This is a genomic window from Pseudomonas sp. HMSC065H01, assembly GCF_001815235.1.
GTDB classification, from domain to species: Bacteria; Pseudomonadota; Gammaproteobacteria; order Pseudomonadales; family Pseudomonadaceae; genus Pseudomonas; species Pseudomonas aeruginosa.
Window position 1 is genome coordinate 17,078 of record NZ_KV819930.1, and the last position, 23,932, is coordinate 41,009.

25 protein-coding genes are annotated in these 23,932 nt (G+C 66.6%); 14 read left to right on the forward strand and 11 right to left on the reverse strand.

Going from position 1 to position 23,932, the window contains the following annotated elements; genetic code table 11:
- Window positions 1-69 precede the first annotated feature (69 nt).
- Window positions 70-348, reverse strand: a complete 279-nt coding sequence (locus tag HMPREF3014_RS27180; protein ID WP_003114705.1) for a hypothetical protein — start codon at window positions 346-348, stop codon at window positions 70-72.
- A gap of 283 nt (window positions 349-631) precedes the next feature.
- Here HMPREF3014_RS27180 and HMPREF3014_RS35335 point away from each other — a divergent pair, with 283 nt between their 5' ends.
- Entirely contained in the window at window positions 632-838 is a 207-nt protein-coding gene (locus tag HMPREF3014_RS35335) for a hypothetical protein (protein ID WP_003094951.1), read from the forward strand.
- Between the two features lie 57 nt (window positions 839-895).
- Here HMPREF3014_RS35335 and HMPREF3014_RS27190 read toward each other — a convergent pair whose 3' ends face one another.
- Window positions 896-1,483, reverse strand: a complete 588-nt coding sequence (locus tag HMPREF3014_RS27190; protein WP_003094953.1) for a YajG family lipoprotein — start codon at window positions 1,481-1,483, stop codon at window positions 896-898.
- 841 nt (window positions 1,484-2,324) lie between these two features.
- On the opposite strand from HMPREF3014_RS27190, the gene mqo reads away from it, so the two are divergent.
- Window positions 2,325-3,848 (forward strand): malate dehydrogenase (quinone), encoded by a 1,524-nt coding sequence (gene mqo, locus HMPREF3014_RS27195; protein WP_003099345.1) that lies wholly within the window; start codon window positions 2,325-2,327, stop codon window positions 3,846-3,848.
- Between the two features lie 51 nt (window positions 3,849-3,899).
- Here the strand turns inward: mqo and HMPREF3014_RS27200 are convergent, their stop codons facing one another.
- From HMPREF3014_RS27200 to HMPREF3014_RS27220, 5 genes are all read right to left on the reverse strand, one after another.
- The gene (locus HMPREF3014_RS27200; RefSeq protein WP_003094957.1) at window positions 3,900-4,313 is read right to left on the reverse strand and encodes a VOC family protein; all 414 of its coding nucleotides are present in this window, start codon (window positions 4,311-4,313) and stop codon (window positions 3,900-3,902) included.
- 268 nt (window positions 4,314-4,581) lie between these two features.
- Complete coding sequence (locus tag HMPREF3014_RS27205; RefSeq protein WP_003099343.1) at window positions 4,582-4,872, reverse strand: PA4642 family protein; 291 nt, start codon at window positions 4,870-4,872, stop codon at window positions 4,582-4,584.
- 82 nt (window positions 4,873-4,954) lie between these two features.
- Window positions 4,955-5,440 (reverse strand): hypothetical protein, encoded by a 486-nt coding sequence (locus HMPREF3014_RS27210; protein WP_003094962.1) that lies wholly within the window; start codon window positions 5,438-5,440, stop codon window positions 4,955-4,957.
- A gap of 67 nt (window positions 5,441-5,507) precedes the next feature.
- On the reverse strand, window positions 5,508-5,981 hold the full coding sequence (locus tag HMPREF3014_RS27215) for a WbuC family cupin fold metalloprotein (protein WP_003094965.1): 474 nt from the start codon (window positions 5,979-5,981) through the stop codon (window positions 5,508-5,510).
- 1 nt (window position 5,982) lies between these two features.
- Window positions 5,983-6,540, reverse strand: coding sequence for a hypoxanthine-guanine phosphoribosyltransferase (locus HMPREF3014_RS27220; protein WP_003094967.1), 558 nt, complete (start codon window positions 6,538-6,540; stop codon window positions 5,983-5,985).
- Window positions 6,541-6,707: 167 nt separating this feature from the next.
- Between HMPREF3014_RS27220 and upp the strand changes: the two genes are divergently transcribed.
- From upp to HMPREF3014_RS27260, 8 genes are all read left to right on the forward strand, one after another.
- Window positions 6,708-7,346 carry a uracil phosphoribosyltransferase gene (gene upp, locus HMPREF3014_RS27225; RefSeq protein ID WP_003094968.1) on the forward strand — a complete coding sequence of 213 codons (639 nt, stop codon included), beginning with the start codon at window positions 6,708-6,710 and terminating at the stop codon, window positions 7,344-7,346.
- Between the two features lie 2 nt (window positions 7,347-7,348).
- The gene (locus tag HMPREF3014_RS27230) at window positions 7,349-8,632 is read left to right on the forward strand and encodes a uracil-xanthine permease family protein (RefSeq protein WP_003094970.1); all 1,284 of its coding nucleotides are present in this window, start codon (window positions 7,349-7,351) and stop codon (window positions 8,630-8,632) included.
- Window positions 8,633-8,965: 333 nt separating this feature from the next.
- A complete protein-coding gene (locus tag HMPREF3014_RS27235) occupies window positions 8,966-9,514 on the forward strand; it encodes a Csu type fimbrial protein (RefSeq protein ID WP_003099340.1) in 549 nt (182 codons plus the stop codon).
- A 47-nt stretch (window positions 9,515-9,561) separates the two neighbouring features.
- On the forward strand, window positions 9,562-10,077 hold the full coding sequence (locus HMPREF3014_RS27240) for a Csu type fimbrial protein (RefSeq protein WP_003099339.1): 516 nt from the start codon (window positions 9,562-9,564) through the stop codon (window positions 10,075-10,077).
- Window positions 10,077-10,619, forward strand: a complete 543-nt coding sequence (locus HMPREF3014_RS27245; RefSeq protein ID WP_003099337.1) for a Csu type fimbrial protein — start codon at window positions 10,077-10,079, stop codon at window positions 10,617-10,619. Before HMPREF3014_RS27240 ends, HMPREF3014_RS27245 begins: the two co-directional genes overlap by 1 nt.
- Window positions 10,620-10,637: 18 nt before the next feature.
- Window positions 10,638-11,426: a fimbrial biogenesis chaperone gene (locus HMPREF3014_RS27250; RefSeq protein WP_003099335.1), complete on the forward strand. Its 789-nt coding sequence runs from the start codon at window positions 10,638-10,640 to the stop codon at window positions 11,424-11,426.
- 16 nt (window positions 11,427-11,442) lie between these two features.
- The gene (locus HMPREF3014_RS27255) at window positions 11,443-13,815 is read left to right on the forward strand and encodes a fimbria/pilus outer membrane usher protein (RefSeq protein ID WP_023087816.1); all 2,373 of its coding nucleotides are present in this window, start codon (window positions 11,443-11,445) and stop codon (window positions 13,813-13,815) included.
- The gene (locus HMPREF3014_RS27260) at window positions 13,812-14,759 is read left to right on the forward strand and encodes a Csu type fimbrial protein (RefSeq protein WP_003099330.1); all 948 of its coding nucleotides are present in this window, start codon (window positions 13,812-13,814) and stop codon (window positions 14,757-14,759) included. The genes HMPREF3014_RS27255 and HMPREF3014_RS27260 overlap by 4 nt, the downstream gene beginning before the upstream one ends.
- Before the next feature lies 1 nt (window position 14,760).
- Here HMPREF3014_RS27260 and HMPREF3014_RS27265 read toward each other — a convergent pair whose 3' ends face one another.
- From HMPREF3014_RS27265 to HMPREF3014_RS27275, 3 genes are all read right to left on the reverse strand, one after another.
- Entirely contained in the window at window positions 14,761-16,134 is a 1,374-nt protein-coding gene (locus HMPREF3014_RS27265) for a spinster family MFS transporter (protein ID WP_003099328.1), read from the reverse strand.
- 279 nt (window positions 16,135-16,413) lie between these two features.
- Window positions 16,414-17,436 (reverse strand): ferrochelatase, encoded by a 1,023-nt coding sequence (gene hemH / locus HMPREF3014_RS27270; protein WP_003161397.1) that lies wholly within the window; start codon window positions 17,434-17,436, stop codon window positions 16,414-16,416.
- The gene (locus HMPREF3014_RS27275; protein ID WP_003457067.1) at window positions 17,433-18,350 is read right to left on the reverse strand and encodes a TIGR01777 family oxidoreductase; all 918 of its coding nucleotides are present in this window, start codon (window positions 18,348-18,350) and stop codon (window positions 17,433-17,435) included. The genes hemH and HMPREF3014_RS27275 overlap by 4 nt, the downstream gene beginning before the upstream one ends.
- 413 nt (window positions 18,351-18,763) lie before the next feature.
- Here HMPREF3014_RS27275 and HMPREF3014_RS27280 point away from each other — a divergent pair, with 413 nt between their 5' ends.
- The 4 genes from HMPREF3014_RS27280 (at window position 18,764) to phrB (ending at window position 23,207) form a co-directional block, all read left to right on the forward strand.
- The gene (locus HMPREF3014_RS27280; RefSeq protein ID WP_003099318.1) at window positions 18,764-19,747 is read left to right on the forward strand and encodes an NAD(P)/FAD-dependent oxidoreductase; all 984 of its coding nucleotides are present in this window, start codon (window positions 18,764-18,766) and stop codon (window positions 19,745-19,747) included.
- Between the two features lie 152 nt (window positions 19,748-19,899).
- On the forward strand, window positions 19,900-20,856 hold the full coding sequence (locus tag HMPREF3014_RS27285) for a DUF523 and DUF1722 domain-containing protein (RefSeq protein ID WP_003099314.1): 957 nt from the start codon (window positions 19,900-19,902) through the stop codon (window positions 20,854-20,856).
- Window positions 20,857-20,865: 9 nt separating this feature from the next.
- Window positions 20,866-21,765: a MerR family transcriptional regulator gene (locus HMPREF3014_RS27290; protein ID WP_003094990.1), complete on the forward strand. Its 900-nt coding sequence runs from the start codon at window positions 20,866-20,868 to the stop codon at window positions 21,763-21,765.
- Entirely contained in the window at window positions 21,762-23,207 is a 1,446-nt protein-coding gene (phrB, locus tag HMPREF3014_RS27295; RefSeq protein WP_003121048.1) for a deoxyribodipyrimidine photo-lyase, read from the forward strand. Before HMPREF3014_RS27290 ends, phrB begins: the two co-directional genes overlap by 4 nt.
- Before the next feature lie 125 nt (window positions 23,208-23,332).
- Here the strand turns inward: phrB and pagL are convergent, their stop codons facing one another.
- Window positions 23,333-23,854, reverse strand: coding sequence for a lipid A 3-O-deacylase (gene pagL / locus HMPREF3014_RS27300; protein WP_003099307.1), 522 nt, complete (start codon window positions 23,852-23,854; stop codon window positions 23,333-23,335).
- Window positions 23,855-23,932: the final 78 nt, after the last annotated feature.

Below are 23,932 nucleotides of genomic sequence, written 5' to 3' on the forward strand. Positions count from 1 at the left end.
CCGCAGGCGATGGACGGATAACCGCGATACGCTTATCCGCGTGCGGTTCGGCTCGCCGAGGCAGGGCTCTCAGAGCCGCGTGCTGGCCCAGCTGACCAGCAGCGCCAGGCCCAGGCAGGCGGTGCCGAATCGGTAGAAGAACAGGTTGATCCGCAGGGTCGCCTCGTCCATCGGCAATGCCGCCTCCCCCGCCTCGCCCTCCGCGGCCCAGCGCGCCAGGGCGCGACGCTCGCGTGCGCGGGTGGCCAGCAGCAGCCAGGCGCCGGCGACACCGAAGAACAGCGCAAGGCCGTTCACGGCCTGGGCGGGATGGGCGAGGAACAGCGCCCACAAGGCTTGCAAGGACATCGATAACCTCCGCAACAGGACCACACGCCGGGGCTACCGAATAACGCCTTGGGTGAGCTGATGACAGGACGGACCGTCGGGGACGGCAGGGAAGGACTGGTCGAATTCTATCCAGAATGCATGAGCGACGGCCAGCGGCACCCGGGTTGTCGCGACGAAGCGCAGCGGTTAGCAGCAATCCGTCTAAAAAAGGCGCGGCCTCGCCAGAGTGACCGACTAGTCTGAAAGTGCTTTGCCGGTCACAGAACCCCACCCAGGCAAACGACAACACAGGAGAGTCGTCATGCTGGAAACCGCACCCCACGAACATAACTATCTGATCGACCACCTGGACGAGATCGAGGCCGTGATCGTCGATCTTTCCTTCAATGTCCAGGACGACCGCTGGCTGGTGTACTGCACCGCCTGCGGCCATGAACACCTCGACCTGCCTGAGACCGACGAACGCATCAGCATCGGCGAGCCGGACCCGTTCCACCAGGCCGCCTGAGTTTCCCGAGCGCATGAAAAAGCCCGGCATCCGCCGGGCTTTCTCGTTACCGCCGGCTCATTGCTGGCCGAGGGTCTGAGCGATGGTCGGGTCCTTGAATACGCGGGTCAGGGCGTCGCTGAGCACCTCGCTGACCAGCTTGCTGTTGGTCGCCTGGTTCGGCGCCATGCCGAAGCGCTGGTTCAGCGAGGCGCCATAGCGACCGGTGTAGCGCCGGCTGCTGTTCTGCACGTCGGCGCGGAAGGTCGCGGTGATGTCGGCCTGGGTGACGTAGACGCCGTCCTTCGGCGACTGGTACTTCAGCTCGGCCAGGGTCAGGGTCAGTTGCGGCGCGTTGTAGGCGTTGGCCGAAGGCGTGTAGCCGAGCAGGCGCACGGCCGTCTCGGCCTGGGCCTGGAGCTTGGGCACCACGTCCTCGCTACGGACGGTCAGGGTGCTGGTATCGGCGTAGAGGCCGCCGCGAGTGCCCAGGGACGGGCCGGGACGGCCATCGACCACCTTGACCACCACCGGCTGGCCATGGCCGACTGCGGTCAACGGTCCTTTAAGGACCGGTTGCGGGTCCAGTTGTTGCGGGCTCAGGGCGCAGCCGCCGAGAACCAGGGCGCTTGCGGTCATCAGGCTGAGCAACAGGCGATGCAGCATGCTCATCTCTCCATGGGTTGGGCACGAATGGCCGGCAGTATAACGGCGCCGCGAAAGCACCGCAGCATTGCCTTGGACGTTCGCCACGGGGCGCGGTTCCTCGCCTGTGGCAGGTGGCGCAGGGCACGCATGCCCGGCGTTTGGCAGATACGGCGCGGCGGATTGTCCCAGGGGGCTTTCGCCGGCGGGCACTTCGTGACCGGGAATGGGAAAAAAGTCTAAGGAGCGGGGTATTTTTTGATTTTCACCGTTATAATCGCCCCCCGATTATAAGGACGCCTCCTGATCGGGTTCCGGCCCCCGCGCCATCCCCCCACAGAGAGCCGCCAGTAGAGCGCTGCCCCATGAGGCAGACGCCCTGAAACGCCTGTAGCGAGTTTTTCGGCAAGGAATGCCGCATGACCCCGCACGATTCTGCGAAGGCATGCCCGCGACAGACGAGCCCTTCCGGCCCATGTCTCCAAAAGAGCGTGGATCGAAGGTATTTCACTACTTCACGAGAGTGTGGCGAGCAATGAAGAGTTTTGCGTCGGTAAGTGCGCCATTAGCGCTTGAAACAGCCCCCCGCAGACGCGACCGCAGCGGATACCTCATGACCAGAGCCTGACGGCCCGTTCCGTCGCGAATGTGCTTGCACGACCGGATGCCCGCATGGGCCAGCCAGGCTGCCAGATCGCCAGCCCCGCGCCCGGCATCCATAGGCGATGACGCCCGGCGTCCCGCCGTTGTTGCGAAGAATCGGACATGACGGCTCCCTCCGCCGCTGCCTGCCGGCCCGTACCGGCCTCGGCCCCGCCCCGTCTGTCGTCAATTTGGTGCTGAAGATTTTGGAGAAGCGTTAATGGCGCAAAACGATCACGAAACAGTCGACATGCTGCTGGTAGGCGCCGGCATCATGAGCGCGACCCTGGCGGTCCTGCTCAAGGAACTCGACCCCAACCTGAAGATGGAAGTCGTCGAACTCCAGGAGTCCGGCGCGATCGAAAGCTCCAACCCGTGGAACAACGCGGGCACCGGCCACGCCGGCCTGTGCGAGCTGAACTACACCCCGCAGTCGGCCGACGGCAGCATCGACATCAAGAAAGCCGTGGGCATCAACACCATGTTCGAGGTGTCGAAGCAGTTCTGGTCGCACCTGGTCGCCAAGGGCACCTTCGGCTCGCCGAAGACCTTCATCAACCCGGTACCGCATCTGAGCTTCGTGCGCGGCAGCGAAGGCATCGCCTACCTGAAGAAGCGCTTCGAATCGCTGACGAAGCACCACGCTTTCGAGACCATGGTCTACTCCGAGGACAAGGCCACCCTCGCCGAGTGGATGCCGCTGATGATGCCGGGTCGTCCGGCCGACGAAGCGATCGCCGCGACCCGCGTCGAGGGCGGTACCGACGTCAACTTCGGCGCCCTGACCAACCAGCTCCTGCAACACCTGGCGCAACAGCCGGGCGCGCAGATCCGCTACAACCAGAAGGTCACCCACCTGCGCCGCGCCGATAACGGCTGGCGGGTCACCGTCAAGGACACCCGCAACGGCGGCGACCGCGAGATCCAGGCACGCTTCGTCTTCCTCGGCGCCGGCGGCGGCGCCCTGCCGCTCCTGCAACTTTCCGGCATCCCGGAAGGCAAGGGCTTCGGTGGTTTCCCGGTGAGCGGCCAGTGGCTGCGCTGCGACAACCCGGAAATCGTCAAGCAGCACCAGGCCAAGGTCTACAGCCAGGCCGAGGTCGGCTCGCCGCCGATGTCCGTGCCGCACCTGGACACCCGTGTGGTGGACGGCAAGAAATCCCTGCTGTTCGGCCCCTATGCCGGTTTCTCCACCAAGTTCCTGCGCCATGGCTCGTTCCTCGACCTGCCGCTGTCGGTACGCCCGGGCAACATCCTGCCGATGCTCTCGGTGGCCCGCGACAACATGGACCTGACCCGCTACCTGATCGGCCAGGTCATGCAATCGCCGGAACAGCGCCTGGAAGCCCTGCGCAAGTTCTACCCCGAAGCCAGGGCCGAGGACTGGCGCCTGGAAGTCGCCGGCCAGCGCGTGCAGATCATCAAGAAGGATCCGAAGAAAGGCGGCATCCTGCAGTTCGGCACCGAGCTGGTGGCCGCCCACGACGGCTCCATCGCCGCCCTGCTGGGCGCCTCGCCGGGCGCCTCGGTGACCGTCTCGATCATGCTCGGCCTGATCGAGCGCTGCTTCCCGGAGCAGGCCCGCTCGCCGGAGTGGAGCGCCAAGCTGAAGGAAATCTTCCCGGCTCGCGAGAAAGAGCTGGAAAGCGACGCCGAGCTGTACCGCAGCGTCAGCAGCCGTTGCAGCGAGGTGCTGGAACTGACCGCGAAGAACGACGTGCAGGCCCCGGTCAACGCCGAGTGAGCCGCGCGCTATGGAACAAGCCGCCTTCGGGCGGCTTTTTCATTTGTGGAGTCAGGCGCCGGCCTCGCAATTGATCATCCAGGACACCCCGAAACGGTCCACCAGGGTACCGAAACAGGGCGACCAGAAGGTCTTGCCCAACTCCAGCTCGACCCGCCCGCCGTCCTCCAGCAAGGCGTCATAGCAGCGCCGCGCCTGCTGCGGGTCGCGGGTATTCAGTGAAAGGGAAATCCCGGAGATCGGCTGCAACGCCGGCCCGTGCCCGTCCGAGGCCATGATCTGGCTGTCGCCGATCTGCAGGTTGGCGTGCATCACCTTGTCGCACCAGCCTTCGGGCACCACCACCGGACCGGGCGCCTCGTCGAAACGGAACAGGAAACTCACCCTGGCACCGATGGCGTGTTCATAGAAACGCAAGGCCTCTTCGCAACGGCCGTTGAAGCAGACGTAGGGCTGGACGTACATGGGAACCTCAGCAGGCTGTTTTTCCTGTGAGTGTAGAAAAGCAGCAGCCGACAGGCAGCCTCTCGCAGAGCGAATAACGCAGTCCTGGCCATTCGCCCTTCCCCGCCGCCCTGGCGATCCGCGACCGCGGCGGGGCCCGCGCGGCGTCTATCGACCCTTGCCACCACCAGCCGCCATTCGGATGCTGGCGTTCTCCGACGGGCGTGACTCGGCGGACCGCGCAACGAAAAAACCCGCCGAAGGGCGGGCTTTTCGCTGCATGGCCGGCTCAGGCGCCCTTGGCCGCCTGCAGCGCTTCGATGTAGGGCACGGCCTGGCGCTGGTCGGCGACCAGGGCGACGAAGTCGTTGCCCTTGGCGTCGCGCGCGTCGAGATCGTAGCCGGCCTCGCGGAAGAAGGTGAGGAAGCGCTCGAAGTCGTCGATGCGCAGACCGCGATAGGCCTTGATCAGCTTGTGCAGCGAGGGGGGGGTGTCGTCGGCCGGCTCGACGCCGAGGAACAGCTTGATCGACTCGTCACTGATCTCTTCGCCAATGATCTGTTTCTTGTCTTTGCGCATCGCTTTCTCTCAACGGCTCTGGGGCCGGGCTCGCCCGGCGCGGGATAAGGCCAGGCAGTTTACTCCCGGCGCGCGGCGAGGCTCAACGCGCGCGTACCGCGCCGGTGTGCAGGTCCGCCCAGACATGGCCGTTGGGATAGGCGAGGAACTGGCAATAGACCGTCTGGTTGCGCAGCAGGTCGAGCAACGCCGGGTACTGCGCCAACGGGTAGTTGAGCGTGAGGGTGCGGGTCCCGGCATCGTAGACCGGCTTCTTCAGGCTCTTGCCTTCGCTGTCGAACTGGATCAGCACCTGGGCCAGGGTCGCGCCCTTGCTCAGCGGTTTGCCCTTCAGGCGCAGCAGGGTCGGCGTGGTGATCGGGATCGGCTGCTGGTTGGACTGCCGCTGGTTGCCCAGCACCACGCTGTACTCGGTGATCTGGATCAGTTGCTGCTGCTCCGGCGCCTCCTGGCGCAACTGGCCGTCGTCGGGCGGCAGGAAGCGCGCGTGCATCGGGGGATTCTCGGCGGCCAGGCCGGCCAGACTGACGAACAGGAGCAGGGAGCCGCACAGGCTACGGGCGAACATCGGGACCTCCGGACAGGGCGAGCCGGCACTCTAGCATGGCTGCCGACCCGCCGCCGAAGCGAAGCGCTCAGGCGAACTGGGCGCGCATCCAGTCCCGGTAGGCCGGCGCATCGGCGCTGCCTTCGGCAGGCGCCCAACTGGCGAACTCGCCTTCGCCGAGCGGGCGGTAAGGCCCGGCCTTGCATTCGAACAGGATGCTGTCCGGCTCCAGCACCACCAGGGCATGGAACACCCCGGGCGGCAGGTCGACACCGGGGCAGTCCCCAGCGGCGCTCAACTCGCGCTTGTCGAGGAGTTCCCCGTCCTCGGCGAAGACCAGCAGGCCGAGACGGCCCTTGAGCACGATCAGCGCCTCGGCCTTGCCCGCATCCAGGTGCCGGTGCGGCGGGATGTAGGTATTCGGCTGGAGGCCCACCGCCATGCGGTGGCAGGGCTCCTCCATGCGGTGGAAGTTGTGATGCTGGCGACCACGCGGCGCGTTACCCGCCCCGCTCGCCAGTTCGGCGAACAATTGCTGGTCGAGGTAGCGCGGTCCGGCCATCTCAGAGCCCCTTGACCGCGAAGATGCCCGCGGCGTTGCGCCAGTAGCCCTTGTAGTCCATGCCGTAGCCGAACACGTAGCGGTCGGCGCAGTAGAGGCCGGTGAAGCTGGCCTTGAGGTCGGGCCGGGCCTTGCGCTCGTGTTCCTTGTCCACCAGTACGGCGGTGTGCACCGCGCGTGCGCCGGCATGCTTGCAGAAGTCGATGATCGCCGAGAGGGTGTGCCCTTCGTCGAGGATGTCGTCGATGATCAGCACGTCACGGTCGATGAAGGAGATTTCCGGCTTGGCCTTCCAGAACAGTTCGCCGCCGGAGGTCTCGTTGCGGTAACGGGTCGCATGCAGGTAGGACAGTTCGAGGGGGAAGTCGAGCAGCGGGAGCAGCTTGCCGGAGAAGATCAGGCCGCCGTTCATCACGCAGAAGACCACCGGGTTGGTCTCGCCGAGATCGCGGTTGATCGCCTCGGCGACGCGACCGATGGCTGCCTCGACCTCGTCGTTGTTGAACAGGCAGTCGGCTTCCGCCATGACTTGGCGGATGTGCGCGAGATCGACGGACATGGTGCTTCTCCCTGGCTGGGCTGAGAAAAAGTCGGCAAAGGTACTCATCCGGTCGCCATCGGGCAACCCCCGGCGGTCGAGTGCGAATCAGAATAATGGTCCAGACTGTGCGGAATGCATTACGCTAGCGCAATTTTTTTGCCCGCCCCCGTTGGAGACAGTCGCCCATGCCCGTACATGAGATCCGCCACCCCCTCATCCGCCACAAACTGGGCCTGATGCGCCGTGCCGATATCAGCACCAAGAACTTCCGCGAACTGGCCCAGGAAGTCGGCGCCCTGCTGACCTACGAGGCGACCAAGGACCTGCCCCTGGAACAGTACGAAATTCCCGGATGGGCCGGCCCGGTGACGGTGGAGAAGATCTCCGGGAAGAAGATCACCGTGGTGCCGATCCTGCGCGCCGGCATCGGCATGCTCGACGGCGTGCTCAGCCTGATTCCCGGCGCCAAGGTCAGCGCGGTCGGCGTCGCCCGCAACGAAGAGACCCTGGAAGCACGCACCTACCTGGAAAAACTGGCGCCGGACATCGCCGAGCGCCGCTCGCTGATCATCGACCCGATGCTCGCCACCGGTGGCTCGATGGTCGCCACCATCGACCTGCTGAAGAAGGCCGGCAGCAAGGAAATCCGCGCCATGGTGCTGGTCGCCGCCCCCGAGGGCATCGAGGCGGTACGCAAGGCCCACCCGGACGTGATCATCTATACCGCCTCGATCGACGAGAAGCTCGACGAGAACGGCTACATCATTCCGGGCCTGGGCGACGCCGGCGACAAGATCTTCGGTACCAAGCAGAAGGAAGCCTGAACATGGGCGATGCCTTCCAGGAGCCGCTCTGGCGCCAGGTGCTGTCAGGCGCGCAGATGCTGTTCGTCGCCTTCGGCGCGCTGGTGCTGATGCCGCTGATCACCGGTCTGGATCCCAACGTCGCGCTGTTCACCGCCGGCCTCGGGACCCTGCTGTTCCAATTGGTGACCGGGCGCCAGGTACCGGTGTTCCTCGCCTCCAGCTTCGCCTTCATCACCCCGATCATCCTCGCCAAGGGCCAGTTCGGCCTGGCCGCGACCATGGGCGGGGTGGTCGCCGCCGGCTTCGTCTACACCTTCATGGGCCTGGCGGTGAAGATCAAGGGCACCGGCTTCATCGATAAACTGCTGCCGCCGGTGGTGATCGGCCCGGTGATCATCTCGATCGGCCTGGCGATGGCGCCGATTGCGGCGAACATGGCGATGGGCAAGGCCGGCGACGGCAGCGAGTTGCTGCCGTACCGCACCGCGATGATGATCTCGATGCCGGCGCTGCTCACCACCCTGGTGGTGGCGGTATTCGGCAAGGGTATATTCCGCCTGGTGCCGATCATCGCCGGCGTGCTGGTCGGCTTCGCCCTGTCGTTCGTCTTCGGCGTGGTCGACACCGCCGCGATCGTCGCCGCACCCTGGCTGGAACTGCCGAAATTCACCGCGCCGGAATTCAACTGGCAGGCGATCCTGTTCATCGTCCCGGTGGCCCTGGCCCCGGCCATTGAGCATATCGGCGGGGTCATCGCGGTGGGCGGCGTCACCGGCCAGGACTACCTGAAGAAGCCCGGCCTGCACCGCACTCTCCTCGGCGACGGCCTGGCCACCTCGGCTGCCGGCCTGTTCGGCGGACCGCCCAACACCACCTACGCGGAAGTCACCGGCGCAGTGATGCTGACCAAGAACTACAACCCGAAGATCATGACCTGGGCGGCGGTGATCGCCATCACCCTGGCCTTCGTCGGCAAGTTCGGCGCGATCCTGCAAAGCATCCCGGTACCGGTGATGGGCGGCATCCTCTGCCTGCTGTTCGGCACCATCGCCTCGGTCGGCATGAACACCCTGATCCGGCACAAGGTCGATCTCTCGGAAGCACGCAACCTGGTGATCGTCTCGGTGACCCTGGTGTTCGGCATCGGCGGCGTGCTGATCGGCAGCGGTACCGGCCCCGACGACATCGGCCTGAAGGGCATCGCCCTGTGCGCCATCGTCGCCATCGTCCTCAACCTGTTGCTGCCGGGCAACGACGGCTGGCAGAACAAGGCGCTCGACGAACAACACAAGGATTCACACTGAAAACAACGGACGGAACACTTCGCTGTTCCGTCCATTTTCCACCCGCCACGTTATTTTCAAAAGCATGTAGCCAATCGCTTACTACTTTGTAATTAAACTTCCCTGTATTTTCCAAATAATCACGTCATCTAACTGGCAGAGGCTTATTCGCGCTGCTATATAGCCAGTCAAGCATGACTGGCGAGCCGCTCTGCGCCGCACCCGGCGCGTCACCAGCCATGAACTTCGAGTTTGGCGGATATATAAGGCCGATCATTTAAAGTCGTGGGAACTTTATTTATCCGCCAACATCGTCCTGCGCCACCGACATTCGTTATCGACAGGAAGTTAGAGATGAATAAACGCATTCCGGCAGTCTTGTTGTTCTGTGCCTGCGCCAGCCTGCTGGGCACCGCCCAGGCCGCCGGTACGCTGATCGGCCAGGTCGGCGTGCAGATGGTCATCGGTGCCGGCTGCACCATCATCAACGGCAGCGTCAGCGGCGGTATCAACCAGTGGGGAACCCTGGACTTCGGCAGCCATTCCGACCTCACCAACGTGGTCGACGCGCAGACCGTCGGCACCAGCGGCAATATCCAGATCCAGTGCAGCACCGGCCTGACCCCGAGCCTGACGGTGAACGCAGGCCTGCACGCCAGCGGCGGCCAGCGCTACATGCAGAACACCACCACCACCAGCAGCACCATCGCCTACAACATCTATTCGGACGCCGCGCGCAGCGCGCTGATCCAGGCCAACACACCGGTGGACATCTCCTCGGTCTCCACCGGCACCGCGGTCAACATCCCCCTCTATGGCCGCGTGGTGCCCACCGGACAAAGCACACCCACGCCGACGGCGGGGACCTACACCGACACCCTGCTGGTCACCATCGCCTGGTAAGACGCGCCGCCAGGCGCGGCGCCAGGCAGCATGGTCCTGGGGGACCGATGAGCCTGAACCGCTACTTCACCGGAGGACTGCTCTGCCTGCTCGGCTGCAACCCGGCAAACGCGCAGACCGCCACCATCGTCCTGAGCGCCACGCTGCTCCCGGCCTGCGAGGCAGGTAGCGTCGGCAGCGGCGGCGCGATCACCTTCGGCACCCTCGACTTCGGCCAGTACGCCTCCCTGAACAACGCCATCAGCGCCACCAGCCAGCAAGGCGCAGGCTCCATCCGGGTCAGGTGCGTCAGCGGCCAGACCTATGCGATCACGCTCGACGGCGGGCTCTACGGCAGCGTCGCCACGCGGCGCATGGCGAACATCGCCAACACCGCCCTCACCCTGACCTACAACCTGTACAGCGACCGCCCCGGCGGCATCGTCTGGGACAACACCACCGGCGTTGCCGCCACCGGCAACGGCAACGACCAGTGGTACCCCATCTACGGCCTGGTGCCGGCACAGACCACGCCGGTCGCCGGGACCTACCGCGACACCGTCAACGTGACCATCAGTTGGTGATGCCGATGTCCAGCCGGCGTCTATTCCTGTCGCTTCTCCTGCTCCCGCTGCCGAACCTGGTCGCGCATGCCGATCCATCGCCGATCAGCCGCGCCTTCCAGGTCCAGGCGGTGGTCGCCAACGGCTGCGCCTTCGGCACCGCCATCAGCAACAACGCCTATGACCTCGGCACCCTGAGCTTCGGCACCCTCGGCAACCTGGCCAGTCCGGTTAACGTCGCCAGCAGCTCCGGGGCCGGCTCCATCGTCCTGACCTGCACTCCGGGAATGACCGTCTCCGTCGCCCTCGACTACGGGGTCAATGGCGGCAGCAGCAGCCAGCGCTACCTGAAGCGGGTGAGCGGTAACGAGACCCTCGCCTACCAGCTCTACCAGGATGCCGCCTACTCCCAGGTCTGGGGCAACGGGGCACTCGCGCGGACCATCGCCAACTTTCCCGCCAGCACCCAGACCTACACGGTATACGCGCGCCTGTTCGCGGTCGGCAGCCTGCCGTCCGCCGGCAACTACCGCGATACCGTCACCGTCACCCTTTCGTTCTGAGCCGTCATGGAGGATCACATGCCCAGTCCACACCTACCTCTCCGCCCCGGCCGCTGGCTTGCGGCGCTGCTGGCGCTGTTCCTGGGCGGCCCGGCACAAGCCGCCAGTGCGGTGCTGATCTGGCCGATCAACCCGGCCATCGAAGCCGACCAACCGGCCACCGCGCTGTGGCTGGAGAATCGCGGCAAGCAACCGGTGACCCTGCAGGTGCGCGTGCTCGGCTGGTCCCAGGCGGATTTCCAGGACGTCTATCGCAACCAGCAGGCAGTGATTCCCAGCCCGCCCTTCGTCAAGGTCGAGCCGGGCCGCCGGCAGCTGGTCCGGCTGATCCGCCAGGGCGGCCAGCCCAGCACGCCGGAGGACGCCTATCGGGTGCTGATCGACGAAGTGCCCGACGGCAGCGCGGGGCAGACGCAACGAAGCCCCGGTCTCGCCCTGCAGTTCCAGATGCGCTATTCGGTGCCGCTGTTCGTCAGCGCCGACGGCGTCTGGACCCAGCCGCGCAGCGATGTCGAGCGCGACCCGGCCGACGCGACCCGGCCGAAGCTGGCCTGGCGGCTGGTCGAGGAACAGGGCAAGCGTTACCTGCAGGTGCGCAACGAGGGTAGCGTGCACGCCCGCCTCAGCCATGTCCGCTGGGAGGGCAACGGCCGCAGCCTGGCGCTGCTGGACGGCCTGCTCGGCTACGTGCTGCCCGGCCGGCAGATGCGCTGGCCGCTGCCGCCGGGGCTGCTGCCGGACGCCGGCATGACCCTGAAACTGCAACTGGCGGACAACGACGCGCCGATCAGCGTTCCCGGCTACTGAGGCGGACGTCGGTCCCGTGCCTCGCCCGTGTCAGCGGCGCTCTCGCCACCACCGCTCGCTACTGATCGGCCTGGCGCTGCTCTCCCCTGTCCATGCGGCGGACTACCTGGCCGGACTGCCGCCGCCGCAACCCGCTCCGTCCGGCGGCAGCAACGTCCTCTACTACCTGGAACTGGTGATCAACGGCCGCGACAGCGGCCAGGTGGTGCCGGTCAACGCCGCCGATGGCCATTACCTGCTCGACGCCGCGGCCCTGCGCGAAGCCGGCGTGCGCCTGCCTGGCAACCCCGCCGGACAGGTCGCGGTGGACGCCCTGCCCGAGGTCCGGGCGGACTATGACAGCGCCAGCCAGCAACTGCACCTGCAAGTGCCGCCGGACTGGCTGCCGGAGCAGCGCTTCGACGATCCCGGACTGGTCGCCCGCGCCCCGGCGCGCAGCAGCCTCGGCGCGCTGTTCAACTACGACCTGTACTACTCGGACCCCGCCGACGGCGCCACGCCCTGGCTTTCCGCGCTGCTCGAGCAACGCCTGTTCGACGGCTTCGGGGTGATCTCCAACACCGGCGTCTACACCCGCTATTTCGGCGACGCCGACAACCTCGACAGCCGCTACCTGCGCTACGACACCTACTGGCTGTACAACGACGAACGCAACATGCACAGCTACCAACTGGGCGACTACGTCAACGGCGCGCTGAACTGGACCACCCCGGTACGCATGGGCGGCTTTCGCTTCGCCCGCAACTTCGGCGTACGTCCGGACCTGGTCACCTATCCGCTGCTGCGCTTCGACGGCCAGGCCGCCGTACCCAGCACCGTCGACCTGTTCATCAACGGCTACAAGGCCAGCAGCGCCGACCTGCAACCCGGTCCCTTCGCCATCAGCAACGTGCCGTACATCAACGGAGCCGGCGAAGCCACGGTGGTGACCACCGACGCCCAGGGTCGACAAGTGGTGACCAGCCTGCCGTTCTACGTATCCAACACCCTGCTGGCGCGCGGCCTGAGCGATTTCGACCTGTCCGTCGGGCGCCTGCGCGACGACTACGGCCTGCGCAACTTCTCCTATGCCGACAACGCCGCCAGCGGCATCTACCGCTACGGCGTCAGCGACCGCCTGACCCTCTCCACCCACGCCGAGGCCGCCAGCGACCTGCGCCTGCTCGGCATCGGCGGCGACATCGCCGTGGCCACCTTCGGCACCCTCAGCCTGGCGGCCAGCGGCAGCGACGGCCAGGGCGACAGCGGCCAGCAATACCTGCTCGGCTACTCCTACTATTCGCGACGGCTCGGCCTCAGCCTGCAACACATCGAGCGCAGCGCCGGCTATGGCGACCTCGGCACCCTGAACGGCGAGTACCAGTTGAGCCGGCGCACCGACCAGGCTACCGCCAGCCTGACCTTCGACGAGCAGGGCACCATCGGTACCGGCTACTTCGACATCCGCGCCCGCGACGGCAGCCGCACGCGCCTGGCCAACCTCTCCTACAGCCGCCCGATCGGCAGCCGCAGCAGCTTCTACCTGGCGCTGAACAAGGATCTCGACGGCGACGGCTACAGCGCGCTGATGCAACTGGTGATTCCCTTCGACATCAACGGCCTGCTGAACATCGGCGTCACCCGCGACAGCGACCGACGCTACAGCGAGCGGGTGATCTGGAGCCGCTCCACGCCGAGCCAGGGCGGCCTCGGCTGGAACCTCGGCTATGGCGGCGGCGCCAGCCGCTACCAGCAGGCCGACCTGACCTGGCGCATGCAGAACGTGCAACTGCAGGGCGGCCTTTATGGCGAGACCGGCAACTACACGCGCTGGGCCGATCTCAGCGGCTCGCTGGTATGGATGGACAACGCCGTGTTCGCCAGCAACCGGATCAACGACGCCTTCGTCCTGGTCAGCACCAAGGGTTATCCACAGGTGCCGATCCGCTACGAGAACCAACTGATGGGCAGCACCGACGACAACGGCCACCTGCTGGTGCCCTGGGTCGCGGCCTACTACCCGGCGAAGTTCCAGATCGAGCCGCTGGACCTTCCGGCCAACGTCAGCGCGCCCGAAGTCGAGCAGCGCGTGGCGGTACGCCAGGGCAGCGGCCTGCTGCTGGATTTCCCGATCCGTGCCGTAGTCGCCGCCAGCATCAGCCTGGTGGACGAGCGCGGCGAACCGCTGCCGCTGGGCAGCCAGGCCGAAGAAACCGGCAGCGGCCAGCGCGCCAGCGTCGGCTGGGACGGCCAGGTCTATTTCGAAGGATTGCAAAGCGACAACCAGCTACGCGTGGTCCGCCCCGACGGCCGGGCCTGCCAGGCACGCTTCCGCCTGGACACGCGCAAACCCACCGTCAGCCAGGTCGGCCCGCTGACCTGCTCGGCCCCGATCGGAGATACGCCATGAGCCGCCACTCCACGTCCGCCTGCCTGCTCGGCTTCGCTACGCTCTGCGCCAGCCCGTTGCTGCTCGCCGCCTGCACCACCAGCTCCGGCACCGGCAATTTCGGCAGCCTGAGCTCGTTCACCGTGGCCAGCACCGCCCAGACCATCACCGGCACCACCGGCTTCAAGTGCACCGGCAGCCTGTTGTCGATCCTCAGCACCAACACCATCGACGCGACCATCGCCAGCACCGCCAATCCGCTGGGCACCACGCCGCGGCTGTACAACGCCGCCAGCGGCACCTACCTGCCCTACAGTATCTGCAAGGACAACGGCTGCGGCACCGTCTACAACGTCGGCTCGACGGTACGCTGGAGCAGCACCACCTTCCTCGGCATCCTCGGCCTGTTCAACGCCACCGACGGCAGCCTGCCGCTGTACCTGCGCACCGCCACCGGGGTGACCCTGCCGGCCGGCACCTATACCGATACCATCGGCCTGAACTGGGCCTGGCACCTGTGCGCGGCGGGCATCGGCCCAGTCTGCGTATACGACGACGGCACCGCCAGCAGCAGCGTCAACGTTACCCTGACGGTGCTCAAGGACTGCTTCATCGACAGCGCTCCGGACCTCAGCTTCGGCAGCGCCGCGCTGGTCTCGGCCTTCACCGCGGTGAACCAGAACATTGGCGTGCGCTGCACCCTGAACGCCACCTATACCATCGGCTTCGACAACGGCAACAACTTCAGCGGCGGCTGGCGGCGAATGCTCAGCGGCGCCAACGCGATCCAGTACAACCTCTACAAACCGGGAGACTCGACGGTCTGGACCACCAGCAACACCCAGGCAGGCACCGGTAGCGGCGCCGCGCAGAACGTGCCGTACCGGGCCATCGTCAACCCGGCCCAGGGCAACGTCCCCGCCGGTACCTACAGCGATACCGTGCGGGTCATCCTCACCTACTGAGTCAGGCCGGCTGCCGGGACGCCTTCCAATCCTCGCCGCCCTCGCCTTCCCGTCGCAGGCTCCAGTCCTTCAGGTGCTCCAGGCTGGCGCGATAGGGCTTGAGGCCGATCCCCAGCAGGACCACCGCACCGAGCACCGCGGCCAGGGTCACCAGCAGCAGCGAGTAGCGCAGCGCCATGTCGTCGGCGAAGACGAAATCGGTGACCAGCGCCACCGCCGTCGGGCCCACGCCGAGACCGAACAGGGTGACCACGAACAGGTAGATCGCCGAGGCCTGGCCGCGCATCGAGTTGGGCATGATCTCCTGGATCGCCGCCGGGGCCACGCCGAACGGCATGCTCAGGAAGAACACCGTCGGCGCCATCAGCGCCGCCGCCCAATTGGCGTTGTCCAGCAGCGGATAGACCAGGGTGAAGGGAATCACCGCCCAGGCGGCGAGCAGCCCGACGCGCATGTTCGCGTCGCTGCGCCCGCGCTTCGCCCAGTAGTCGGCCAGGCGCCCGCCGAAGACGATGCCGAGACAGCCGAACACCGCGACGATGCTGCCGTAGACCACCCCGACATGACCGGCGTCCCAGCCGTGGGTGCGGACGAAGAAGGTCGGCACCCAGGCGCCGCTGCCGTAGCCGGCGAAGGACAGGCAGGCGAAACCGAAGTTGTGGCAGAGCACGGTCTTGCGGTTGGCCCGCAGGTAGGCGCCGACCTCGCCCAGCGGCACCGCCACGCCTGCGCCGACTCCGCGCCGGGCCGGCTCGCGGATAGCCAGCAGCAACAGGCAGAAGAGCACGCCGGCGGCGCCGAGGATGAGGAAGATCAGTTGCCACGGGCGCACCTCGCCGAACAGCGGCAGATGCACGTCGCCCTGGGCCGAGGCGAACTTGATCACCAGCCCGCCGAGCAGGAAGGCCAGCCCCGAGCCCAGGTAGATGCCCATCGAGTAGACGCTGATCGCCGTCGCCCGACGCTCGCGCGGGAAGCTGTCGGCGATCAGCGAATAGGCCGCTGGCGACAGCGCCGCCTCGCCGACCCCGACGCCGACCCGGAAGGTGAGGAATTGCCAATAGCTGCGCGCCAGACCGCAGGCCGCGGTCATCGCGCTCCACACCAGCACGCCGAACAGGATCAGGCCGCGCCGGCTGCGGTTGTCGGCCATGCGTCCGAGCGGGATACCGCAAAGGGTGTAGAACAGGGCGAAGGACAAGCCCATCAGCAGGCTCATTTCCGTATCGCTGATGGCCAGGTCGCGGCGGATCGGGCCGACCAGCAGGTTGAGGATCTGCCGGTCGATGAAGGACAGCACATAGGCGACCATGAGGATCGCCACCGTGGTCCAGGCCGCAAGGTTGGAGGGATAGCCGTTATTGTTGTTATGCATGCCGAACTCCTGGACGCCGCCGAAGCGGCGGATGCGAAGGGAGGGTCGACAGGCAGGATAAGCCGGCAACATCCGGGCTTATACCCAGGGCAAGGGACTATAGAACTGCTGAATGCGGGAAGCGGGTTCCGGCGAATGACCGCCAGGTCATTCGCCGCCGCATGCGCTCAGAGCCTGTCCAGCATCTCGCGAGCTGGGCGGGGAAGCGGAGCTGACGAGCGGCAAATGAGCACTTCAAAGCCGTCATACCGCGCCGCGCAGCGGATCATGAACAGGCTCTCAGAGCGGCCTGGCCAAGCGCCCGCTCATCTCGGCCAGGGCGCCGACCCAGGCGGGGTGGTCGTTGAGGCAGGGAATCAGCACCAGGTCCTCGCCGCCGGCACTGATGAACTGCTCGCGGCCGCGCATGCCGATTTCCTCCAGGGTCTCGATGCAGTCGGCAACGAACGCCGGACACATCACCAGCAGGCGCTTCACCCCGCGCTGCACCAGTTCGTCGAGCTTGGCGTCGGTATAGGGCTCGATCCACTTGGCGCGCCCCAGGCGCGACTGGAACGACACCGACCAGCGCCCCTGCTCCAGGCCGGCGCGCTCGGCGAAGGCCTCGGCGGTGCGCAGGCACTGGCTGCGGTAGCAGAGGGCGAGGGCTTCGGGGCTGACGTTGCGGCTGTTCTCGGCCTGCAGGTCGTGGGCAGGATCCTTCACCAGCTTGCGGATGTGCCGCTCGGGCAAGCCATGGAAGCTCAGCAACAGATGGTCGTGGGGCTGCTGCAGGTACGGACGCACGCTTTCCACCAGGGCATCGAGGTAGACCGGCTGGTCGTAGAACGGCGGCAGCGTGCTGACCTCCAGGCCCAGGCGATGGGCGGCGATCACCCGGCGCACCTCCTGTTCGGCGGTGGTCGTGGTGCTGTCGGCGAACTGCGGATACAGCGGCGCCAGGGTCACCCGCCGGATACCGCGGCGCGCCAGGTCGAGCAGGACCTTCTCGATGGCCGGCTGGCCGTAGCGCATCGCCAGTTCCACCGGTCCATGCGGCCAGTGCGGCTTCATCGCTTCCTGCAGGCGACGACTGAGGACGATCAGTGGCGACCCTTCGTCCCACCAGATCGAGCTGTAGGCGTGCGCCGACTCGGCCGGACGCTTGATCAGGATCAGCGACACCAGCAGGCGCCGCAGCGGCCAGGGCAGGTCGACCACGTAGGGATCCATGAGGAACTGGTCGAGATAGCGGCGGACATCCTCCACCCGGGTCGAATCCGGGGAGCCCAGGTTGAGCAACAGCAGGGCATTCTCGGTCATGCCTGATCCTTTCGTCGGGCGGCCAGGACATCGGCCAGCGCCACGTCCAGGTCGGTGAATTGAAAACGGTAGCCGGCGTCCTGCAAGCGTTGCGGCAAGGCTCGCTGGCCGCCGAGCAGCAATCCGGACATTTCTCCCAGCCCGAGGCGCAGGACGAACCCGGGGGTCGGTATCCGCGCCGGCTTGTGCAGCGCCCGGCCCAGGGCCTTGGCGAAATCGCGGTTGCGCACCGGGTTGGGAGCGCACGCATTATAGGGACCGCTGGCATCGGGCCGCCGCAAAAGAAAATCGATCAGCTCGATTTGATCCTCGATATGAATCCACGGCATCCATTGCCGGCCGTCACCCAGCGGTCCGCCCAGGCCGAGCCGGTAGAGCGGCAACAGGCGCCCGAGGAAGCCGCCCTCGGGGGCCAGCACCAGGCCGGTGCGCAACAGCACGACACGGGTGCCGAGCTTCTCCGCCTCGCGGGCGATCTGCTCCCAGGCGAGGCATAGCTCGCTGGCGAAATCCTCGCCGGCCGCCGCCCCCTCCTCGGTCACCGGGCGCTCGCCGCTGTCGCCATACCAACCCACCGCAGAACCCGATAACAGAAGGTCCGGGCGCTGCTCGCGAGCGTCCAGCCATTCCACCAGGCGCTCGGTAAGGCGTACCCGGCTTTCCCACAGCAGCGCCTTGCGCTTGTGACTCCAGGGTTTGTCCGCGATCGGCTCGCCGGCCAGGTTGACCACCGCGTCGAGCGGCTGGTCGCCGTACTCGTCGAAACGATCGATGCCGCGCACGCCGACGCCGCACAGCGATTCCACCTGCTGCGGCCGCCGGCTGAACACGGTCAGCCGGTGCCCGGCCTGTCGCCAGCGGGCGCACAGGCGGCGCCCCATCAGGCCGGTACCGCCGGTCAAGAGAATGTGCATGGCTGTCTCCTCGTTTTGCCTGCGTGCCCTTTCAGTCTGGACCCTGGACATCGATCTGCCCGATGACCGTGCATCCTCCCCCCATTCCAGCGTTATCCTGTGGATGGAAGATCCGTCGGCTCCGGCCGGGGAACCCTGGCGTCGTTTTCGACTCAGCCAAGGAACAGGGCTTGCATCGCACTGGTGCCTTAGTGAACGGCGCCAGCCGTCTATTCTTCAGATAACTCGGTTGATACTTCCGAACGGAACGTCTGAAGGTTCGACAGGCCAGGAAGCGAGCCGTGCGCCGCAGGCGCGCCATCGGCGCGATGCAAGGTGCGCCTCGAAGCACGCGCAATACTGTACATTAAATCAAGCTTGTACAAGAAACCTGATTCGCCTGTCCAGACGCTACACAACCAGAGAGGCATGTCATGAGCGTCCCCATCGCCATCATCGGTACTGGCATCGCCGGGCTTTCCGCCGCCCACGCATTGAGATCCGCCGGCCAGACCGTACAACTGTTCGACAAGGGCCACGGCAGCGGCGGCCGCATGGCCAGCAAGCGCAGCGAGGCCGGCACGCTGGACCTCGGCGCGCAATACTTCACCGCCCGCGACCGGCGCTTCCTCGACGCCTTGCAACACTGGCGCGAGGAAGGCTGGGTGGACGAGTGGAAACCCGCTCTCTACCAATACCGCGACGGCCAGCTGAGCCCCTCCCCGGACGAGCAGCCACGCTGGGTCGGCATCCCACGGATGAGTGCGATCACCCGCGCCCTGCTCACCGATCTGCAAGTGGTCTTCTCCTGCCGCATCACCGAGGTCTTCCGCGGCAAGCAGCACTGGCACCTGCAGGACGCCGAGGGACAGAACCACGGTCCGTTCAACCAGGTCCTGATCGCCATCCCCGCTCCCCAGGCCACGCCGCTGCTGGCCAGCGTGCCGAAACTGGCGGCCACCGCCGCGAGCGTGGTCATGGAGCCGACCTGGGCGGTGGCGCTGGGCTTCCGCGAGGTACTCGACACCCCGGTGCAGGGCTGCTTCGTGCACGACAGTCCGATCGCCTGGCTGGCCTGCAATCGCAGCAAGCCGGGGCGCGACACCACCCTCGACACCTGGGTGCTGCACGCCACCAGCCAGTGGAGCCGGCAGCACATCGACATGGCCAAGGAGGACGTGGTCGAGCACCTGCGCTGCGCCTTCGCCGAAGTGATCGGCTGCGCCGTACCGGAAGCCGCCTTCAGCATCGCCCACCGCTGGCTCTATGCACGCCCGGCGGAGGCCCACCAGTGGGGCGCCCTCGGCGATCCCGACCTGGGCATCTACGCCTGCGGCGACTGGTGCTCCAGCGGCCGCGTCGAAGGCGCCTGGCTCAGCGGCCAGGAAGCCGCGCGGCGCCTGCTGGAACATCTCTGAGGGGATCGGGCCGTCGCCTGGCGGCCCGATGTGACAAGAAAATACCTATACAAATACATTGACCTGTACAAGATAAGTTCTAGGATGTGTCGTATGACCGCCTGGCTGTCGAGCTGCGCGCGAACCTCCTTTCCCCTCGGGAGACGACACCGATGCACGAATCTCACCCTTCCCTGACGCCCCGACTCGGCATCAGCGCCTGCCTGCTCGGCGAACCGGTGCGCTTCAACGGCGGCCACAAGCGATCCGCGCTTTGCGAGGAACTGGCGCGACACGTCGAGTTCGTCTCCTTCTGCCCGGAACAGGCCATCGGCCTGGGCACGCCGCGCCCGGCGATTCGCCTGGAAGGCACTCCGGAAGCCGCCGAGGCGCGGAGCCGCGACGGCCTGGCGGTCGGCGGAGCGCTCGCCGAATATGCGCGGAGGGTGGCGCAACGGGCGGATACGCTGGACGGTTTCATCTTCATGCAACGCTCGCCGTCCTGCGGGCTGCAACGGGTCAAGGTCTATCCAGAAGGCGGCGGCGCGCCGCGCGCCGAAGGCCGTGGACGCTTCGCCGCAGCCCTTTGCGAAGCCTTGCCGGAGCTACCGGTGGAAGAAGAAGGCCGGCTGCACGATCCGGTCCTGCGGGAGAACTTCCTCACCCGCGTGTATGCCCATGCCCACTGGCAGGCCCTGCGCCAGCGCGGCCTCAGCCATTCGGCCATCGTCGCCTTCCATAGCCGCTACAAGTACCAGTTGCTGGCCCATTCGCCGGAGCACTACCGCAGCCTCGGCCGCCTGCTCGGCGAAGCCGGCCACTACCAGCCGGAAGCCCTCGGCACTCGCTACTTCGGCGAGCTGATGCAGGGCTTGCGCCGCTGCGCGACCCGCGGCAGCCATGGCAACGTGTTGCTGCACCTGAGCGGCTACCTGAAACGCGACCTCGCAACCGAAGACAGGCGTGAATTGCGCGAGCTGATCGAGCAATACCGGCATGGCAGCGTGCCGCTGGTGGTACCGCTGACCCTGCTAAAGCACCACTTCCGTCGCCACCCGCATGCATACATCGCCCAGCAGGCCTACCTGCAACCGCACCCGACCGAACTCGGCCTGCGCAACGCGCTCTAGGATTTCCCGATGAACTCGCCCCACCTCGAACGCGGCGGCCTGCCGATCCGCGAAGTCACTCGTCTGACCGGCGTCCATCCGGTCACCCTGCGCGCCTGGGAGCGCCGCTATGGCCTGGTGGTGCCGCAACGCACCGGCAAGGGGCACCGGCTCTACAGCGAAGAGCAGGTCGAGCGCATCCGCCGGATACTCGTCTGGCTCGAGCGTGGCGTCGCCATCAGCCAGGTGCGCGCGCTGCTGGAGCGTCCGGAGGAAACCCCGGCGGCGGATGTCGAATCCCCCTGGGAACGCCTGCACGAACAGCTGCTGGACGCCATCGCCGCGCTGGCCGAGCGACGCCTCGACGATCTGTTCAACCAGGCCGCGTCGCTCTATCCGGTAGCGACCCTCTGCGAAAAGCTTCTGCAACCCTTGCTGCAGCACCTCGAACGACGCTGGCAGGGACAGTTCGGCGCGCGCATGGAGCGGGCCTTCTTCTTCTCCTGGTTGCGCAGCAAGCTGGGCGCCCGCCTTTATCACCAGCAACGGCTGCAACAGGGCGCGCCGCTGCTGCTGGTCAACCAGTCCGAGCTGTCGCTGGAACCGAACCTCTGGCTGTGCAGTTGGTTGCTCGGCAGCGGCGAGGTGCCGCTGCAGGTCTTCGACTGGCCGCTGCCACCGGCCGAACTGGCCCTGGCCTGCGAACGCCTGGAAGCTCGCGGCGTGTTGCTGTACGCCAGTCATCGCCTCAATCCGGAGCACCTGCCGCGCCTGCTGGCAGGGGTGAGCTGCCCGGTGGTGCTGGTCGGACCGGCCGTGGAGATCCAGCGCGAAGCCTTCGAAACCTTGGCGCTAACTGGCCTGCTGCTGGCGAGCACGCCCCTGGAAGCCCGCCGCCTGCTCGGCGAACGAGGTCTGTTGAACCCATGAACGGACTTCCGATGAACCTGATCTGGTTTCGCTGCGACCTGCGAACCACCGATAACAGCGCGCTCCTCGCCGCCGCCGATGGGCGCCCTTGCGTGGCTCTCTACCTGCTCAGCCCGGCGCAGTGGCGGGAACACGACGATGCGCCCTGCAAGGTCGACTTCTGGCTGCGCAACCTGGGCGAGCTGCAACGCCAGCTCGCCGCGCTGAACATCCCGCTGCTGGTGCGCGACTGCGGCCACTGGCGGCAAGCCCCGGAAGTCATCGGCCGGCTCTGTCGGGAACTGGGAGTCGGCGCGGTACACGTCAACCAGGAATACGGGGTGAACGAGGAACGCCGCGACCAGGCCGTCGGCCAACGCCTGCGTGAACAGGGCGTGGCCTTCCACAGCCACCTCGACCAGCTGTTCTTCGCCCCCGGCTCGGTGCTGACCCGAACTGGCGGCTATTTCCAGGTGTTCAGCCAGTTCCGCAAGGTCTGCCACGAACGGCTGTACCAGGCCCTGCCGGGTGTCCGCCCGCGTCCGCAGCCCCAGCCACCGCACGCGCTGGCCAGCGACCCGCTGCCGGATGCCGTGCCCGCCTTCCCGCGGCCGGCCGATAGCTTGCGCCGCCTCTGGCCGGCAGGCGAAGAGGTAGCGCAGGAACGCCTGCGCGACTTCGCCGACCAGCATCTGGCCGACTACCATGAACGGCGCGACTTCCCGGCGCTTCCCGGCACCAGCCAACTGTCGCCCTACCTGGCCGCCGGCGTACTCTCGCCCAGGCAATGCCTGGACGCCGCGCTGGTTGCCAACCGCGGCGAGTTCAGCGGCGGCCAGCAAGGCGCCGCGACCTGGATCAACGAGCTGCTCTGGCGCGAGTTCTACAAGCACATCCTGGTCGGCTACCCCCGGGTCTCTCGGCACCGCCCCTTCCGCGAGGAGACCGAAGCCCTGCGCTGGCGCCAGGCCCCGGCGGAACTCGAAGCCTGGCAACAGGGGCGCACCGGCATACCGATCATCGACGCGGCAATGCGCCAGTTGCTCGCCACCGGCTGGATGCACAATCGCCTGCGGATGGTGGTAGCGATGTTCCTCAGCAAGAACCTGCTGATCGACTGGCGCGAAGGCGAACGCTGGTTCATGCGCCACCTCATCGACGGTGACCTGGCGGCGAACAACGGCGGCTGGCAGTGGAGCGCATCCACCGGCACCGACGCGGTCCCCTACTTCCGCCTGTTCAATCCGCTCTCGCAGTCCGAACGCTTCGATCCACGCGGCGAGTTCATCCGCCACTGGCTGCCGGAACTGGCCGGCCTGGAGCGCAAGGCGATCCACGATCCGTCCAGCCTGGGGCTGTTCGCCGGGGTCGACTATCCACGGCCGATGGTCGACCTGAAGGCCAGCCGCGAACGGGCGCTGGCGGCTTTCCGCAACCTGCCGCCGCGCGATGGTCGCGCGTAGGGCGCGTCAGCGAGCTATCGCCTCCCGCCAAATGGCTCGCTCTTTCCATAGGGCGGTGCGGCGTGGCGGAAGAATCGCAGGCATGAAAAAGCCGGGATGAACCCGGCTTTTTTCGCCCGTGCCGACTAGATCGGGATCTTGTAGAACAGGCTGTAGGACTCGATACCGTCGTTCGGCTGTTTCAGGCCGGCGTTGGAATAGTGGATCGCCCGAACGCCGACCGACTGGCCGTTGGCGAACTTCAGGCCGGCGCCGATGCGGTCTTCGAAGTTCAGGGAGGAACCCAGGTTCTGGTCGCCGACACGGGTGCCGGAGAACGCCGCCACGCCGATACCGGCCTCGATGAATGGCTTGATCGAGTCGCCGGCGAACTCGTAGACGAATACCGGAGCGAACGACAGCGAATGCTTGCCGGCGCCTTCATCGCCACCTTCCCAATAGGTGTAGCCCGCATCCCAGTAGCCGGTCAGGCGCCCGGTGGAGGTCTGCCACCAGCTCTTGTCCCAATCCCAGCTCAGGCCCAGGCGATAGGTCATGCCCGACTGGCCGGTCGCACCGACGGCGGCCGAGACGTCCGCCGCCTGGGCGGACGCCACGTGGACGGAGGAAAGTGCGGCCAGAACGGCCAGCGGAAGTAGTTTCTTCATTGAAACGTCCTTTTCGAAAGTTGCATGAAAGCCCCCGCATTCAAGCTGCGCATTATAAGAGCGCACTTACTAAAGCAG